This window comes from Oceanicola sp. 502str15, assembly GCF_024105635.1.
Lineage (GTDB): Bacteria > Pseudomonadota > Alphaproteobacteria > Rhodobacterales > Rhodobacteraceae > Vannielia.
The window spans coordinates 94,218-107,948 of sequence record NZ_WYDQ01000002.1; the positions used below are offsets into that span (position 1 = coordinate 94,218).

13 protein-coding genes are annotated in these 13,731 nt (G+C 62.0%); 3 read left to right on the plus strand and 10 right to left on the minus strand.

The window, feature by feature from the left end:
* Positions 1–107: 107 nt before the first annotated feature.
* Genes GTH22_RS21470 through GTH22_RS21485 form a run of 4 tightly spaced genes read right to left on the minus strand, consistent with a single transcriptional unit; the run spans position 108 to position 4,101 of the window.
* Entirely contained in the window at positions 108–1,229 is a 1,122-nt protein-coding gene (locus tag GTH22_RS21470) for a PrpF domain-containing protein (RefSeq protein ID WP_252947766.1), read from the minus strand.
* Positions 1,226–2,134 (minus strand): methylisocitrate lyase, encoded by a 909-nt coding sequence (gene prpB, locus GTH22_RS21475; RefSeq protein WP_256471807.1) that lies wholly within the window; start codon positions 2,132–2,134, stop codon positions 1,226–1,228. Before prpB ends, GTH22_RS21470 begins: the two co-directional genes overlap by 4 nt.
* A gap of 28 nt (positions 2,135–2,162) precedes the next feature.
* A complete protein-coding gene (locus GTH22_RS21480; RefSeq protein ID WP_252947767.1) occupies positions 2,163–3,053 on the minus strand; it encodes a fumarylacetoacetate hydrolase family protein in 891 nt (296 codons plus the stop codon).
* Between the two features lie 4 nt (positions 3,054–3,057).
* The gene (locus GTH22_RS21485; protein WP_252947768.1) at positions 3,058–4,101 is read right to left on the minus strand and encodes a cupin domain-containing protein; all 1,044 of its coding nucleotides are present in this window, start codon (positions 4,099–4,101) and stop codon (positions 3,058–3,060) included.
* A gap of 257 nt (positions 4,102–4,358) precedes the next feature.
* Between GTH22_RS21485 and GTH22_RS21490 the strand changes: the two genes are divergently transcribed.
* From GTH22_RS21490 to GTH22_RS21500, 3 genes are read left to right on the plus strand one after another with little or no spacing between them, the layout of a single operon-like run.
* Positions 4,359–5,501, plus strand: a complete 1,143-nt coding sequence (locus tag GTH22_RS21490) for an acyl-CoA dehydrogenase family protein (protein ID WP_252947769.1) — start codon at positions 4,359–4,361, stop codon at positions 5,499–5,501.
* 17 nt (positions 5,502–5,518) lie between these two features.
* The gene (locus GTH22_RS21495; RefSeq protein WP_252947770.1) at positions 5,519–6,277 is read left to right on the plus strand and encodes an SDR family NAD(P)-dependent oxidoreductase; all 759 of its coding nucleotides are present in this window, start codon (positions 5,519–5,521) and stop codon (positions 6,275–6,277) included.
* A gap of 24 nt (positions 6,278–6,301) precedes the next feature.
* Entirely contained in the window at positions 6,302–7,423 is a 1,122-nt protein-coding gene (locus tag GTH22_RS21500) for a CaiB/BaiF CoA-transferase family protein (RefSeq protein WP_252947771.1), read from the plus strand.
* A gap of 86 nt (positions 7,424–7,509) precedes the next feature.
* Here GTH22_RS21500 and GTH22_RS21505 read toward each other — a convergent pair whose 3' ends face one another.
* From GTH22_RS21505 to GTH22_RS21530, 6 genes are all read right to left on the minus strand, one after another.
* A complete protein-coding gene (locus tag GTH22_RS21505) occupies positions 7,510–8,241 on the minus strand; it encodes an SDR family NAD(P)-dependent oxidoreductase (RefSeq protein ID WP_252947772.1) in 732 nt (243 codons plus the stop codon).
* Between the two features lie 45 nt (positions 8,242–8,286).
* A complete protein-coding gene (locus GTH22_RS21510) occupies positions 8,287–9,033 on the minus strand; it encodes an SDR family NAD(P)-dependent oxidoreductase (protein ID WP_252947773.1) in 747 nt (248 codons plus the stop codon).
* Positions 9,030–10,214: a CaiB/BaiF CoA-transferase family protein gene (locus tag GTH22_RS21515; protein ID WP_252947774.1), complete on the minus strand. Its 1,185-nt coding sequence runs from the start codon at positions 10,212–10,214 to the stop codon at positions 9,030–9,032. Before GTH22_RS21515 ends, GTH22_RS21510 begins: the two co-directional genes overlap by 4 nt.
* A gap of 139 nt (positions 10,215–10,353) precedes the next feature.
* The gene (locus tag GTH22_RS21520; RefSeq protein ID WP_252947775.1) at positions 10,354–11,787 is read right to left on the minus strand and encodes an FAD-dependent oxidoreductase; all 1,434 of its coding nucleotides are present in this window, start codon (positions 11,785–11,787) and stop codon (positions 10,354–10,356) included.
* Complete coding sequence (locus GTH22_RS21525) at positions 11,787–13,100, minus strand: TRAP transporter large permease (protein ID WP_252947776.1); 1,314 nt, start codon at positions 13,098–13,100, stop codon at positions 11,787–11,789. The genes GTH22_RS21520 and GTH22_RS21525 overlap by 1 nt, the downstream gene beginning before the upstream one ends.
* Positions 13,097–13,624, minus strand: coding sequence for a TRAP transporter small permease (locus GTH22_RS21530; RefSeq protein WP_252947777.1), 528 nt, complete (start codon positions 13,622–13,624; stop codon positions 13,097–13,099). The genes GTH22_RS21525 and GTH22_RS21530 overlap by 4 nt, the downstream gene beginning before the upstream one ends.
* Between the last annotated feature and the right edge of the window lie 107 nt (positions 13,625–13,731).

A 13,731-nucleotide genomic window follows, 5' to 3' on the forward strand; every position in this document is an offset into this window, starting at 1 on the left:
GTTCAGCGGCCAATAGTCTTTGCATCGGGCGGTCCGGGTTCCGGCCCGGCGCAAATCAAACGAAGAACTTCAGTTTCAAAAAATCCCACCAAGGCGGAGGAGCAAGCCTAACAGCGGACCATGCCAGACATCAGCCGTCTTGCAGTTCTGTATGCGGTTATGGATTTGATTGCTCCGTGGTCAATTTCTGCGGCAAGAGGCAGTACACCGCTTGGGTGCCGAACTCTCAGGCACGCGATGTCCGCGCCGTCTCTTAGTGAGCTCCGAACCAATGTTCCGTCGACGGCCGAGGCCGCGGCCAAACATAGGGCACCGGTCAAGGGTGTCGCCAGGTGGGGTTGATCCATCGAGATCATTCGGATGACGATGTCACAATCCTCTCTGTCGGGCCATGCGACCGGATCCGGCCGTGCAACCAGACAGATCAAGGGCATATTGGTCACTCGGGTCAGCGCCTCGGATCGATTGCCGATGAGGCCCATTTCAACACCGGCAGCAGCCCGAAGTGAAATCAGCCTGTTCATCAGCGCCCTGTCATTGCCGATGGCCGAAGGAGTCTCGCGTCCGGTCAGGGCCAGGCTTCGCGCCTCAACGAAACAGACCGGGTTGGCGGCATCGACCAACGAAACCTCCAGGGTCTGATCCTCCAGGGTCAGGTGTTGGCGCGGCAGGCCCCCGGGCAGGAGTTTTCCGGTCGCCGCGCCTGCGGGGTCCATGAAATCGAGACGTATCGGCGCGCCGGTGCCTGCGACACCTGGCAGCACGAAATCTCCGTGTTCAACGCTGCGCCCATCGCTCACGGGGAAGCTGGAGCGAATGATCTTTCCGGTGTTCGTGTTGTGAATACGAACCACGGCCTCAGCGCCCTTCGCCGACACCAGACCTTCATCGACGGCGAACGGACCGACTGCGGAGGAGATGTTTCCGCAGTTTCCACGGTAACCGATGCTCGGCGATGTGACCGAGACCTGAGCGAAGGTATAATCGACATCGACATCTTCGCGGCTGGGCGGGCCAATGACCGCGATCTTGGAGAGCGAAGAGATACCACCGCCCATGCCGTTCAACTGACGCTGATTGGGGTCAGGGCTGCCGATCGCACGCAGGAAATAGGGCGTCCAGGCAGCGTAACCGTCATCGGGCGTGGCGTCCGGAAGATCATGGCGGTGGAACATGAGCGCTCGGCTCGTGCCACCGCGCATGTAGACCGCTGGCAGCTCGCTGATCATTTCGGAGTCTCGGGAACGAGAGAGGCGACGAGGGAACGATCAAGCGCCTCGAAGTCGTTCAGCCCGATCAACTCGTAAAGCTCGGCGCGGGTTTGCATCTGGTCGAGCATCCCGCCCGTGCCACCCTCGCTGGCGATGTGGCGGTAGAGCGCGTCTTGCGCCTTGTTGGCCACCCGCAGCGAACTCACGGGCCATATGACCATCTTGAAGCCCATGTCTTCGAAGGACTTGGCAGTGGTATGGGGCGTGCGTCCGAACTCCGTCATATTGGCGAGGAGGGGCACCTTCACACGACTGGCAAAGGTGCGGAATGCATCATGGTTCTCCAGCGCTTCGGGAAAGATCGCATCGGCACCAGCCTCGATATAGCGCTGGGCGCGGGCGATTGCCCCCTCGATGCCTTCCGAGGCCGCAGCGTCGGTGCGGGCCACGATGCGCAGGTGGCGCCGGGCTTTCCGGGCGGCCGCGATTTTGGCTGCCATGTCATCCACGTTGGCGAGGCGCTTGTCGTTCAGGTGGCCGCATTTCTTGGGCAGTATCTGATCTTCGATCTGAACGGCTGCCGCGCCGGCTTCTTCGAAGGCGCGCACCATGTGCATCACGTTCAGAGCCTCGCCGTAGCCGGTATCCCCATCGACGAGGATGGGCAGCCCACTGGCGCGCCAGATCTGACGGATGAAGCCGCAAACGTCCTCAATGGTCAGGATGCCCAGGTCGGGCAGCGCCATGCTTGCGCTCATGGCGGCTCCGGAAAGGTAGAGCGCATCAAAGCCGGCAGACTTGGCCTGAAGAGCAGACATGCCGTTGTGAGCGCCCGGCATTCGCAGGATTTCAGGCCGATCCAGAAGCATTTGAAAGGTTTCTCCGGCCGGTCTGTCCGGGTAGTCTTCGGCCAACAGGTACATAATTCGATCCTTTCCGAAGCCGTGATGTTCAGTTTTCAGGTTTGTTCCAAACAGGATGCGCGCCGAGATCGCCCGCCAGCACCTCGAGGGCCAGTTCGCCCAGACCGCTGACGCTGCTCACCAGCCGATCGCCCGGCTGGATGGGGCCGACACCGGCTGGCGTTCCAGTTGCGATGACATCGCCCGGAAACAGGGTCATGACTGCAGAGGCCATCTCCACCATGCCCGGAATGTCGACCTTGAGGTCGTGTGTGTTTGCCTCCTGCCTGACATCACCGTTGACGGTCAGCCTGAGATCGAGGTCATTCGGATCGGCGATCTCGTCTGCGGTAACGATGGTTGGTCCGAGGGGGCAAAAGCTATCATAGGATTTGCGCATCACCCGTTCTTCGCGGCCGCGCACCACCACATCGACGAGGCATGCATACCCAAAAATGTGATCGTAGGCTTCGGCCCGGGTGATCCCCCGGCCACCGCGACCGATGATGATCGCCATTTCGCACTCGTGATGAATTTCGCGGCCTTCGATGGGCGGAAGGATGATCGGGTCTTCCGGGCCGGAAAGGCTTGAGTTTGACTTGAGGAAAAACCCTTGCCCGGCGGCGTCGAAGGTGGAGATGAGGCCGACCTTGGTGCGCCGTTGCTCGGCGATGTGCGCGTCATAATTGGCGGGGAAGGCCACAACCTTGTTCGGCCAATCAATCGGACAATCGAGCCGGACCTCGGCCAATGGAAGCCTTGGGGCCGACCTGACCATCTCGGCGATCGCATCGGGGTCATCTCCATGTCGCCCGATGAGAGAGACCATTCCGACTGGGGGCCATGCGACCGGATCACACCCGGCCGGGCCGGTGATGTCGGCAATCTCGTTTCCTTCGATCACGCCGATGCGTCCCTCGTTGAACCTTGCAAGCCGCATTCCGTCAGCCCTCCGCTTCGCGCCAGAGGCCAAGCGCACGCAGAGCCGGAAAGTCGTTGACCTGAAACATCCATGCTTCATCGCCCGTCGGATTCGAATGGGCGTGCCGCGCCCATGCCGGCACTGCAAAAAAGTCGCCGGGGCCCCATTTGAAGGTTTCATCCCCTACGGTCGTTTGTCCTGACCCACGGATCACGTAATAGACCGAGCTGCCGGTGTGCCGATGCGCCTTGCCCTTGAAGCCGGGCCTGAGCCGCTGAAGCACCGTCCCGATGGTGGACATGGCCGCCCCCCCCGTCTGCGGATTGAGATACTCCAGCGCGGCATCGTCGAAAGGATCGGGCTCAAGCCCTGCCGCATTCATCACGGCCGCTTCGGCACGTTCTCGGCTATACACGAGCAGCGGGTTTTCGAACTGGGCATAGCGGGGATTGGCGGGGGCCATGATGCCTGAGCCGAACTCGCGATAGGAGGCGTCTGCAATGGCGTTGACGCCGCGCCGGGGGATGTCCGATCCCTCGAAGAAAACGGCGTCGAAATTGCGCACGAGGGTGATGTCGAGCACGTCGAGCCAGATCATGGGCTCGTCGCCCTTGTGCTCGTGGTCGTGGAAGGCCCAGTTCGGGGTGATGACCAGATCGCCCTTGTTCATCTCGTACTGCTCGCCATCAACGATGGTATCCGCACCTTCGCCCTGCATGATAAACCGCAGAGCGCTGGCGGTGTGCCGGTGGGCTGTAGCGACCTCTCCGGGCAGGATATACTGGATCGAGGCCCAGAGGCTCGGTGTGGTGCCATAGGGAAACCCGGGATTGGCAAGTCGCAGGGTTCGACGCACGCCGCCGGCTTCGAGCTTGATCATTTCGCCGATACGATCCAGGCATGTCTTGATGTCCGCCGCCTTCCAGTGCCACGGCTGCATTGCCGGCTTCGGGTCAGACGTGAACAGCGGCGGATCGTCCGGCTGATGAACGGCGAAGTTCAGGGATTTGAGATCTCCGGCGAGGGCTTTGCGCGCTTCGCCGTCTTTCGTCATCGTCTCGGACATTGTGCGACCTTCTCTGTCGTGACCGGGCCCAACCGGAGGGCTCCTAGCGGGTTATTTTCGGCTCTTCAGAGTCCTAGTGACGGGGGCCTCCCCCGGTCAATCTGGGGGGTGAGATGGATCATGTCTCAGCACGTCATGCCAAAGGTATTAGACCCCCGGCGCGGTCCGGCTGCACAAATGTCGCTGAAATAACAGTGTGGCGCGCTCGCTCCCTGTGGCGGTCGGGCTCTGCTGCGCACAGAGGAGTTCAGCGACAGATGGCATTCACCGAAGAACAGATCGCCTTCCGCGACATGATCCGGAAATTTGCAGAAAAAGAAGTGGAGCCACGGGCTGCCGAGATCGACGAGTCCGACGAGTTTCCGGCGGACCTCGCCAAGAAGTTCGGCGAGATGGGGCTGCTTCAGCTTTGGGTTCCCGAGGAATACGGCGGACCGGGCGGCGACCTCACGACGGTCTGCATCGCCAAGGAAGAAATCGGGAAATACTCGCTTACTGCTTCGGCCCTGTGCGGCAACAACTCCATCGGCCTTATCCTGCCGATCCTTCACATGGGCACGGACGAGCAGAAGAAAAAGTATCTGACCGAAAGCGCCACCGGCACCAAGATCGCTGCGGTGGCCATCACCGAACCTCAGACCGGCTCTGACGTGCGTTCGATGAAGACCACGGCAAAGCGCACCGAGAATGGCACCTACGTGATCAACGGACGCAAGAACTGGATCACTTGGGGCGGGCACGCCGACTACGTGCTGGTCTTCGCCAAGACCGCCGATGGGACGGATGCCGATGCCATCAGCGGCTTCATCGTCGATACGAAGACCGAGGGCTTCAGCCTTGGCCGCAAGGAGCGCAAAATGGGGCGCAACGGGGCGCCCAACCACGAGCTTATCTTCGAGAACATGGAGGTGCCCGAAAGCTGCATGCTGGGCGCCGAGGGTACAGGCTTCAAATCCTGCATGCGAATTCTCGATCTCAACCGTCCGACAATCGCAGCCTCCTCCCTGGGCTTGGCGCAGGGCGCACTGGATACCGCGATTGCCTATTGCAAGGAGCGCACCCAGTTTGGCCGCCCCGTCGCGCAGTTCCAGGCCATGCAGTTCAAGCTTGCCGACATGGCGATGAAAACAGAGGCCTCGCGCGCGCTGCTCTATTCGGTCGCCGCGGAGATCGACTCGGGCGACCACAGCCGCCTCGCGATGATCGCCGCGATGTCGAAGTGCTTCGTCACGGATATGGCAATGGAAGTGACAGACCAGGCGGTGAATGCCATGGGAAGTGCCGGCTACTCCAAGGACTATCCCGTCGAGCGGATGATGCGCGATGCGAAGCTGAACCAGATCATCGAAGGCACCAACGAGATCCAGCGCGTCATCATTGGCCGTCAGCTCACCCGTTGATCCGGAAGGTTGCAAACATGGACACCGGCTTGAACGGAAAATCCGCCATCGTGACGGGCGCGGCACGGGGCATCGGAGCGCAAATATCCCAAGCGCTGGCCGCAGAGGGGATGCGCGTGCTTTGCGTCGATCTGCGGCAGGAAGATCTTGAAGATCGCGTGGCAAGGATACGGGAAGGCGGCGGCGACGCCGTTGCCGTGACCGCTGACATCACCGACCGCTCCGCCGTCGAAGCCTTGGTGAACAAGGCGGAGAGCGAACACGGCGGGCTCCACGTGGTGGTCAATAACGCGGCCTGGGTGCGGTATCAGCCCTTGAGCGAGATCGACGAGGAGACACTGGACCGGATGTATTCGGTCGGGTTGAAAGCCATGATCTGGCTGGTGCAGGCAGCTGCCCCGGCGATGACGAACGCGGGTGGCGGGGCGATCATCAACATCGCGTCCTCCGCTGCTGTGCGGGCCACCCCGGCCTCGGCAGCCTATTGCGCGATCAAGGCCGCCGTTGCCGGCCTGACCCGGCAATTGGCCGTTGATCTCGGCCCTGCGGGCATCCGCGCAAATGCGATCGCGCCGGGATTTATCAACACCCCTGTCGCGGTGCGCAATATCGGGCAAGAGGGCATCGCGCGCCGCATGGCCATCACCCCGCTGGGCCGCCTTGGCGAAACCTCCGACATCGCCGATCTCGCCGTCTTCCTCGCAAGCGAGCGATCGGCATTCATCACCGGCGAGACCATCCTTGCGGATGGTGGCCGGGCGAATGCCTCACTTTGAGCAAACAGGACTGGAACACACGACATGGCACATGCTGACGGCCCCCTCACCGGGGTGCGGGTTCTCGATTTCTCGACGATGATGGCGGGCCCCTACGGGGCGCGTTACCTCGCTGACCTCGGCGCCGAAGTGATCAAGGTCGAAACGGAAGCCGGAGATTTCCTTCGCAGCCAAGCACCACTGCGTGATGGAAAGAGCACCTATTTCGGCCATCTCAATGCCGGCAAGACCAGCGTGGTGCTGGACCTCAAAAACCCTGCCGACCACGACAAGGCCAAGAAGCTCGTCGCCACCGCCGACGTGCTGGTAGAGAATTTCCGCCCGGGCGTCATGCGTCGTCTCGGGTTGGACTATGAAACGCTGGCGCAAGACAATCCGGGGCTGATCTATTGCTCGATATCGGGCTTCGGGCAAACCGGAGAGGCCGTGGAACGGCCTGCCTATGCACAGATCGTTCAGGCCTCTTCCGGCTACGATCTGGCAAACCTGGGATATCAGGAGCAGATGGAGAGCCCTGCGAACGCCGTATTCTTCTTTGCCGATGTCTTGGGGGCCTCCTACGCGATGGGGGCGATCAACGCAGCGCTGTATCACCGCACCGTAACAGGCCGCGGCCAGATGATTGATCTGTCGTTGATGGAAGCGATGATGAACATGATGCCCTACGAGGTCCAGGAAGCCCAGTTTCCTGCCGAGCGGCAGCGCCCGATCTATCGCCCGGTCCGAACTTCGGACGGCTTCGTGATGATCGTGCCGAACACGCAGCGCAACTTCGAGATGCTGATGCGTGCGATCGGCCGGGATGATCTGACCGATCACCCCGACTTTGCAACGCCCGCAAAACGGTATCCCAAGACCGCCGAGATATTCGACACGGTCGAAGCCTGGTCTCTCCTTCATTCCAGCGAGGAAGCGGAGCGCCATCTGGTGGAAGCAGGCGTTCCCTGTGCGAGATACCGAACCGTGCGCGAAGCTCTCGGGGATGAGCAGTTTGCGCATCGAGAGGCGTTTCAACAGGTGCGCGATCCTGCCGGAAACTTCCTGGTGCCGAACCTGCCGTTCAAGATGTCCGGCGCGCGTGTCGCCGCGGGCGAGCAGGTGCCCGATCTTGGCGAGTCCGAGCCGGAAGATCTCTTCGGTCGATAGACCACACCGATCTGTAACACAGCAATGAAAGCGGCGGCCGGAGCAATCCGGCCGCCGCTTCCATCTTGGCGAAGTCCAAATGCGCCCTATGGCATGAAGCTTCCGCCATTCGCGTCGATGATCGCCCCGGTGATGAAAGACGCCTCGCGCGACGCAAGGAACCCGACGGCGGCGGCAACTTCCTCGGGCCTGCCATAGCGCCCGACAGGAATTGTCTTCGCGATCCGATCGCGGACATCCTGCAACTTGGTCGAGATCGGGGTCAGGACCGGGCCGGGTGCGACGCAGTTCACCGTGATACCCGCCTGCGCCCCTTCGACGGCCATGATGCGCGAGAGGCCGATCAACCCGGATTTGGACGCCGAGTAATGCGCGGCGGCGATGGGCGATGCCGTCCGCCCGGCCCTTGACGCGATATTAACAACCCGCCCCGCGCCGGATTCGGACAGCAGGGGCAGAAACTCCCGAAACAGCAGGAACGGTGCCGTCAGGTTGACGGCGAGGATGAGGTTCCACTGGTCGGTGGTTGTCTCGGCGATGGTAATTTTCTGTCCATCGTTCTTGGGGTGCAGACCGGCGTTGTTGACCAGTAGGTCAACGCGCCCGTATCGCCCGGCAACCTTAGCGCAGAAGTCGACGATTGCGACCTCGCTGGCCAGGTCCAGCCCGAAGCGGTCTGACTCGCCATCGGCTTCGACAAACTCGATATCGGCCGCAACCACGCGGTAGCCTCGATTTGTAAGCTCGTTCTGGCAGGCCTCGCCAATACCGCCTTCGCGCGCGCCGCCTGTAACGACAGCGACAGGTGTGTCACTCATTCCGTTTTCCTTTCAGCAATGTGGATCTCTCGGTCGGTCCGGGCCTCAGATCATCGTGACCCCGCCGTTCACGTCATGAACCGCGCCGGTTATGAAGCCGGACTCTTCGCTTGCAAGGTAGCTGACCAGGCTTGCAATCTCGGACGGCTTGCCAGCGCGCCCGACGGGAATCTCCGCCTTCAGCGCCGCAAGCATCTCGGGCGCGCCCTGTTCGGACAGCGGCGTTTCGATCCGGCCGGGAGCGATGCAGTTCACCGTAATGCCTTCGGGCCCCAGCTCGTTTGCAAGGGTGCGGGAAAACCCGATCACACCGGCCTTGGTGGCGGAGTAATGCGCCCCGGCCGTAGGCACGATGGCACGCCCGGCACGGGAGGCGATGTTTATCATGCGCCCCCACCCGTTCTTGCGCATCAGCGGGATGGCAAGCCGACAGATCAGGAATGGGGCAGTCAGGTTGACCTGAAGCACCTCCGCCCATTGGCTCAACGGCATCGTCTCGGACACAGCCCGCTTTCCGTTGATCTTGGGATTGATCCCGGCGTTGTTAACGACGATGTCCAGACCGCCAAGGTCCTTGGCGATCCGTGCGATAAGCGCTTCGATCTGCGCATTTTCGGCCAGATCGACAACCCAGCCCTCCCCCCCGTAGCGCCCGGCGATACCGGCGATGTCCGGGTGGCGGTCGATGGCAACGACCTTGTGGCCGTCCCCTGCAAACCGCTCGGCTATGGATGCGCCGATACCGCTTGCCGCACCGGTGACAAGGGCCACTTTCTGCTTCGGCTCGCTCATGTCTGGTCTTTCTCCTCCTGCTCCGTTGCAATCGCTGATGACCCGAGGACCCCGGAGGAAATCAGCGCGTCTATTCGGCCTTGAGAGATGCCCCACCCAGAAAGAGCCGCCACCGTGTCGGCGCCTTCAGCCGGCGGTGGGCTACCGATGGCGGAAGCTGTGCGGCTGAACCGTGGGGCCGGCGCGGCGTGGGGCACGCCGTCGAGATCGACAAAACCGTTTCGCGTGGCGATCTGCGGCGTCTTCATCGCCTCTTCCAACGAGAGAACCGGCGAGAAACAGGCGTTGAGCCCATGCATCCGGCGCTCCCATTCAGCGCGTGTGTGGCTTCTGAAGACCTCTGCGAAGAGCGCCGAGGTTTCTTCCCAGCGGCTTTCATCGTTCTGGGGCGGCAGATCGGCTTCATCGAGCCCCATGCCCTTCAGCATGTCGCGGTAGAACTTGGGTTCGATCGCACCGACCGCGATGTGTTGGGCGTCGGCGGTCTCGTAGACGTTGTAAAAGGGCGCGCCACCGTCGACCACGTTGGACTCGAGCTCCGGCTTCCAACGGCCGGCAGCATGGTACCCGTAGGTATTGGCCAGCAGCGATGTGAGCCCATCAAGGATGGCGGCATCAACAACTTGCCCCTGCCCCGTGCTCCGGGCATTTATGATGGCGGCAAGCAGACCCATGCTCAGGTAGAGTGCACCGGCGCCGTAATCCGCGATCAGGTTCAGCGGAATTGCGGGCGGGCGGCCCTTGCGTCCGATCAGGCCGAGCGCACCGCTCATCGCAAGGTAGTTGATGTCATGACCGACGGATTGCGCGAGGGGGCCGTCCTGACCCCAGCCGGTCATGCGCCCGTAGACAATGCGGGAATTAAGGTTGGCGCATTCCTCAGGCCCAAGCCCCAGCCGCTCCATCACGCCGGGCCGGAACCCTTCGATCAAAGCATCGGCGGAGGCAATCAGGTCTCTGGCGATTTGCCTGCCTTCCGGGTGCTTGAGGTCCACGGCGACGGACGGACGACTGCGGCGGGTTATGTCGAACCGCGCCTCCTTCTTCACGCCGAGGCCGCTCGGACCGGTGCGGTCGAGTCGGATGATCTCGGCCCCCATGTCCGCAAGCAGCATCGCACAAAGCGGCCCCGGCCCGATCGCCCCGAACTCGACGATCCTGATCCCCTCCAACGGCCCCATGACAGATGCTCCTCACAACTCCGCGGCAATCCCCTGCCGCCATCCAAGAAGAGGCTAGTGGAGCATCCAAACAGGTCGAAAGACGGAGTTGCTCTCTGCTGATATGCCCAAGTCGGGGCGCAGGACGCCTAAAGGCAGATCAGGGCCGGGACGAGGCGGCAAGCCTGCCCGCGAGCCGTCCGAAGACTGCGGATTTGCCCATGCCGGTGCCGCTCATATAGCCCTTGCCGTGAAAGCCGCCCATGACTTCGCCAGCCGCATAGAGCCCGGTCAGAACTCCGCCATCCACTTTTCTGACCTGCAAGCCGGCGTCGGTCTTGAGGCCGGCATAGGTGCTGAAGAGGCCGGATGTGCAAGGAAAAACATAGAAGGCGGGCTGATCGACAGGACGCGGCGTGCCCACCCCCATGCCAAGCGTTTCCCGGCCGAAGGCATCAGCGCCCTGCCCGGCGACGGCGGCATTGTAGAGGCCCACTTCCTGTTCGACACGGTCCGGATCAAGCCCGGCTTTCGCCGCGGCTTCAGCCAATGTCTCGCCGCGATGAATGAGCCCTGCCTCAAGCGCACCGCGGTAGTCATGGGTGCGCGGCGCCTCCCGCGACTCGTCCATGACGCGCTGGTCGAAAATCTGGTAGGCGGCCGCGCCGCTCTGGCGCAGGCAGGCTTCGCCAAGCACCTTGTAAGAATTCGCCTCGGAAATGAACCGGCGGCTCTCGGTATTGACGATCAGCCCCCCCCGATACATCGCATGCACCAGCGGGCGCGGGCCATCGTATGCCCTTTGCTCCAACGGGTGGTCGGGCATGGCGATCCCGAAGGTCGCCTTGACATAGCCCATGTCTGCCATGTCGGCGCCCAGGGCCCAGGCCATGCGCAGCCCGTCCCCATCGGAGCCTGTTCCTCCCAGGCGGATGGCAGGGGCCTGTTCGGGTGCAAAGGTTTGAACGAGGTCGCGGCTGCGGGCGAAACCACCGGTCGCGAGAACCACACCGCGATCGGCCCGCACCTCATGTTCAGCGCCATCGGCATCCCGGATCTTGCCGCCCGTGACACAGCCGGAGCCGGGCTCGAAGGTGAGGCCGGTCATGCCCCGCCCCACCAGCCGCACCAGATTGGGAAAGTTGGCCGCACGGGCTCGCAACGCCTCGAATATCTGCGCCGGGACAGCCGGATGACTTCTGGGGCGCGACATGTTGGAGCTCAGTTGGACGTCCTGAAACCGGACACCGACGGATCGGAGCCAGTCATAGGTTTCAAGTTGATGATCCAGATAGAGTTCAAGAATCTCCGGGTTGTTCTTGTAGCCGCCAACGTCGAGAAGGTCCTTGCGGAGGGTTTCGATATCATCCTCGATGCCGGCATCGGCCTGCGCCTTCGTCCCTGCGAAAGCAAAACTGGCGCCCGCCAGGATGGAACTTCCCCCGTCAAGTTCCTCCTTTTCGACGAGCAGCACATCGGCGCCCAGTTCGGCGGCAGAGATTGCCGCCGCGTAGCCGGCCATACCGGCACCGACGACAAGCACATCCGTGCGCGGTGGAATGCCGGAGACCGGCTTGCTTGAAGCGTGAGACATCAGTTTTCCATCAGTCCGGGCAGGAACAGGACGATTCCGGGAAAGGTGATCAGCAGGGTCATCACCACGACTTCCGCCAGCAGAAACCAGCTGACACCCTTGAAGATGCTGACCAAGGACACCCGATCGCCCATTATGCCCTTCATTATGAACACGTTCAGCCCGACCGGCGGGGTCAACATCCCGATCTCGATGTACTTCACAAGAATGATCCCGACCCAGATCAGGTTCATGTCTGCGGCCTCGAAGATCGGCAGGAGGATCGGGAGCGTCAGCAGCAACACCCCAAGCGGGTCAAGGAAACAGCCAAGCACGATATAGACGACCGAAACGGCGAGGATGATCGCGATCGGTCCGGCGCCGAGCGAGTCGATTAGCGACGACAGAACACCGGGGATGCCCGTGAAAGCCAGAAACCGTGTGAGGAGCGCGGCGCCGATGGCGACGAGCATCAAGCTCGCGGTCGAGCGCGCAGTCTCGATCAGACTGGCCTTGAAATCCTGCCATCCCATCTTGCGTTGCAGCACGGACAGGATGAGCGCAATGACTGCCCCCGCGGCTCCGGCTTCGGTGGCCGTCGTTATACCGCTATAGATGCCACCGATCACGCCGATCACCAGCAGGGGAAGGGGCCAGATCGGCAGGATCAATGCTAACTTCTGCCTGAAGGTCCGGTTCTGTTCATTGATCCTGGGGGCCAGTTCCGGGTTCAGGGTGCATCGCACAACAATGAGCGTGGCATAGGCGAATGCGGTGAGCAGGCCGGGGATCACGCCGGCGATCAACACCTGCCCAACCGGCACTTCGGCGAAGATCGCGAACAGGACGATCACGATACTGGGCGGTATCACTGCGCCGAGCGTTCCGACAGCAGTGGCCACGCCTGTGGCGAGGCCAGGGTTGTAATTGAACCGGAGCATCTCCGGCACTGCGATCCGGCCAAGGGTTGCGGTCGTTGCAAGACTCGACCCACTCGCCGCCGCAAAACCGGCTCCGGCGAAGTTGGTCGCAACCGCCAAACCACCGGGCAGCCAGCCAAGCCATACCCTCATGGCAGCGAAGAGGCTCGATGTCATGCCTGACTGCGAAACGATCGCCCCCATCAGAAGGAACATCGGGATTGCCGAGAGCGTCCAATGCGCCGCAAAGTCGTAGGGAATGGACTTCAATGTGCCGAAAGCCGCGTTCAGGCCGCGCACCGACCAGATTCCGAGAAAGGAAACGACGGCCAGACAGATGCCCACCGGCATCCGGATGGCAAGGAGAACGAAGAGGACGCCGATGCCGACGAGTCCGAGGGCGATGGGGGTCATGTTCGCTCTCCTTCTTTGAAGCGGGGGGCCACGACCAGATCGCGCAGCCCGACGATGATCTGGACTGCCACGACGATCGAAAAGGCGATGAGACCCGCAACCAGCAGCCAGCGCGAGGGCCAGAGCGTGAGGTCAAAGTGTTGCGTAAGCACGTAATCGTTGCGCCGCGTTTTCTCGATGGCTGAGATCGTTGTCGCCCAGCTGAAGATCAGCAGAAAAGCGAGTGTCAGCATATCGGCCAGTATGGCCAGCAGTCGGTTTGCCCGCTGCGGAAGAAGCTCCACCACGAAGTCGACGCTGACATGGCCGCGTTCTCTCTGTGCGAAGGCAAGCGGCAGGAATGTTACGGCGACCATGTAGTAGAATGTGCCAATCTCCAGCGTTGCCGCGATCGGTTTGCCCAGTAGGTAGCGCCCGGTGATGCTGGCCGTTACATGCCCCGCCAATATGAGAAGGGCAATGCAGGCGAGCACCAACAGGAAGCCAGAAATCCACCCTGATATTTTCTCTGCGAACTTGGTCATTTCCCCTCCCGGTCAAACCTTAGGTGTTGCCCTCCAGCGCTTTCTGGAGGGCGATGAACCCGGCTTAGGCTCCATTAAGCGGCCAGCAATCGCCGCGATGAGTATTT

Coding starts and splice junctions, on each gene's coding strand:
- GTH22_RS21470 (WP_252947766.1), bottom strand. CDS start 1,229: ATGATCAGCGAGCTGCCAGCGGTCTACATGCGCGGTGGCACGAGCCGA.
- prpB (WP_256471807.1), bottom strand. CDS start 2,134: ATGTACCTGTTGGCCGAAGACTACCCGGACAGACCGGCCGGAGAAACC.
- GTH22_RS21480 (WP_252947767.1), bottom strand. CDS start 3,053: ATGCGGCTTGCAAGGTTCAACGAGGGACGCATCGGCGTGATCGAAGGA.
- GTH22_RS21485 (WP_252947768.1), bottom strand. CDS start 4,101: ATGTCCGAGACGATGACGAAAGACGGCGAAGCGCGCAAAGCCCTCGCC.
- GTH22_RS21490 (WP_252947769.1), top strand. CDS start 4,359: ATGGCATTCACCGAAGAACAGATCGCCTTCCGCGACATGATCCGGAAA.
- GTH22_RS21495 (WP_252947770.1), top strand. CDS start 5,519: ATGGACACCGGCTTGAACGGAAAATCCGCCATCGTGACGGGCGCGGCA.
- GTH22_RS21500 (WP_252947771.1), top strand. CDS start 6,302: ATGGCACATGCTGACGGCCCCCTCACCGGGGTGCGGGTTCTCGATTTC.
- GTH22_RS21505 (WP_252947772.1), bottom strand. CDS start 8,241: ATGAGTGACACACCTGTCGCTGTCGTTACAGGCGGCGCGCGCGAAGGC.
- GTH22_RS21510 (WP_252947773.1), bottom strand. CDS start 9,033: ATGAGCGAGCCGAAGCAGAAAGTGGCCCTTGTCACCGGTGCGGCAAGC.
- GTH22_RS21515 (WP_252947774.1), bottom strand. CDS start 10,214: ATGGGGCCGTTGGAGGGGATCAGGATCGTCGAGTTCGGGGCGATCGGG.
- GTH22_RS21520 (WP_252947775.1), bottom strand. CDS start 11,787: ATGTCTCACGCTTCAAGCAAGCCGGTCTCCGGCATTCCACCGCGCACG.
- GTH22_RS21525 (WP_252947776.1), bottom strand. CDS start 13,100: ATGACCCCCATCGCCCTCGGACTCGTCGGCATCGGCGTCCTCTTCGTT.
- GTH22_RS21530 (WP_252947777.1), bottom strand. CDS start 13,624: ATGACCAAGTTCGCAGAGAAAATATCAGGGTGGATTTCTGGCTTCCTG.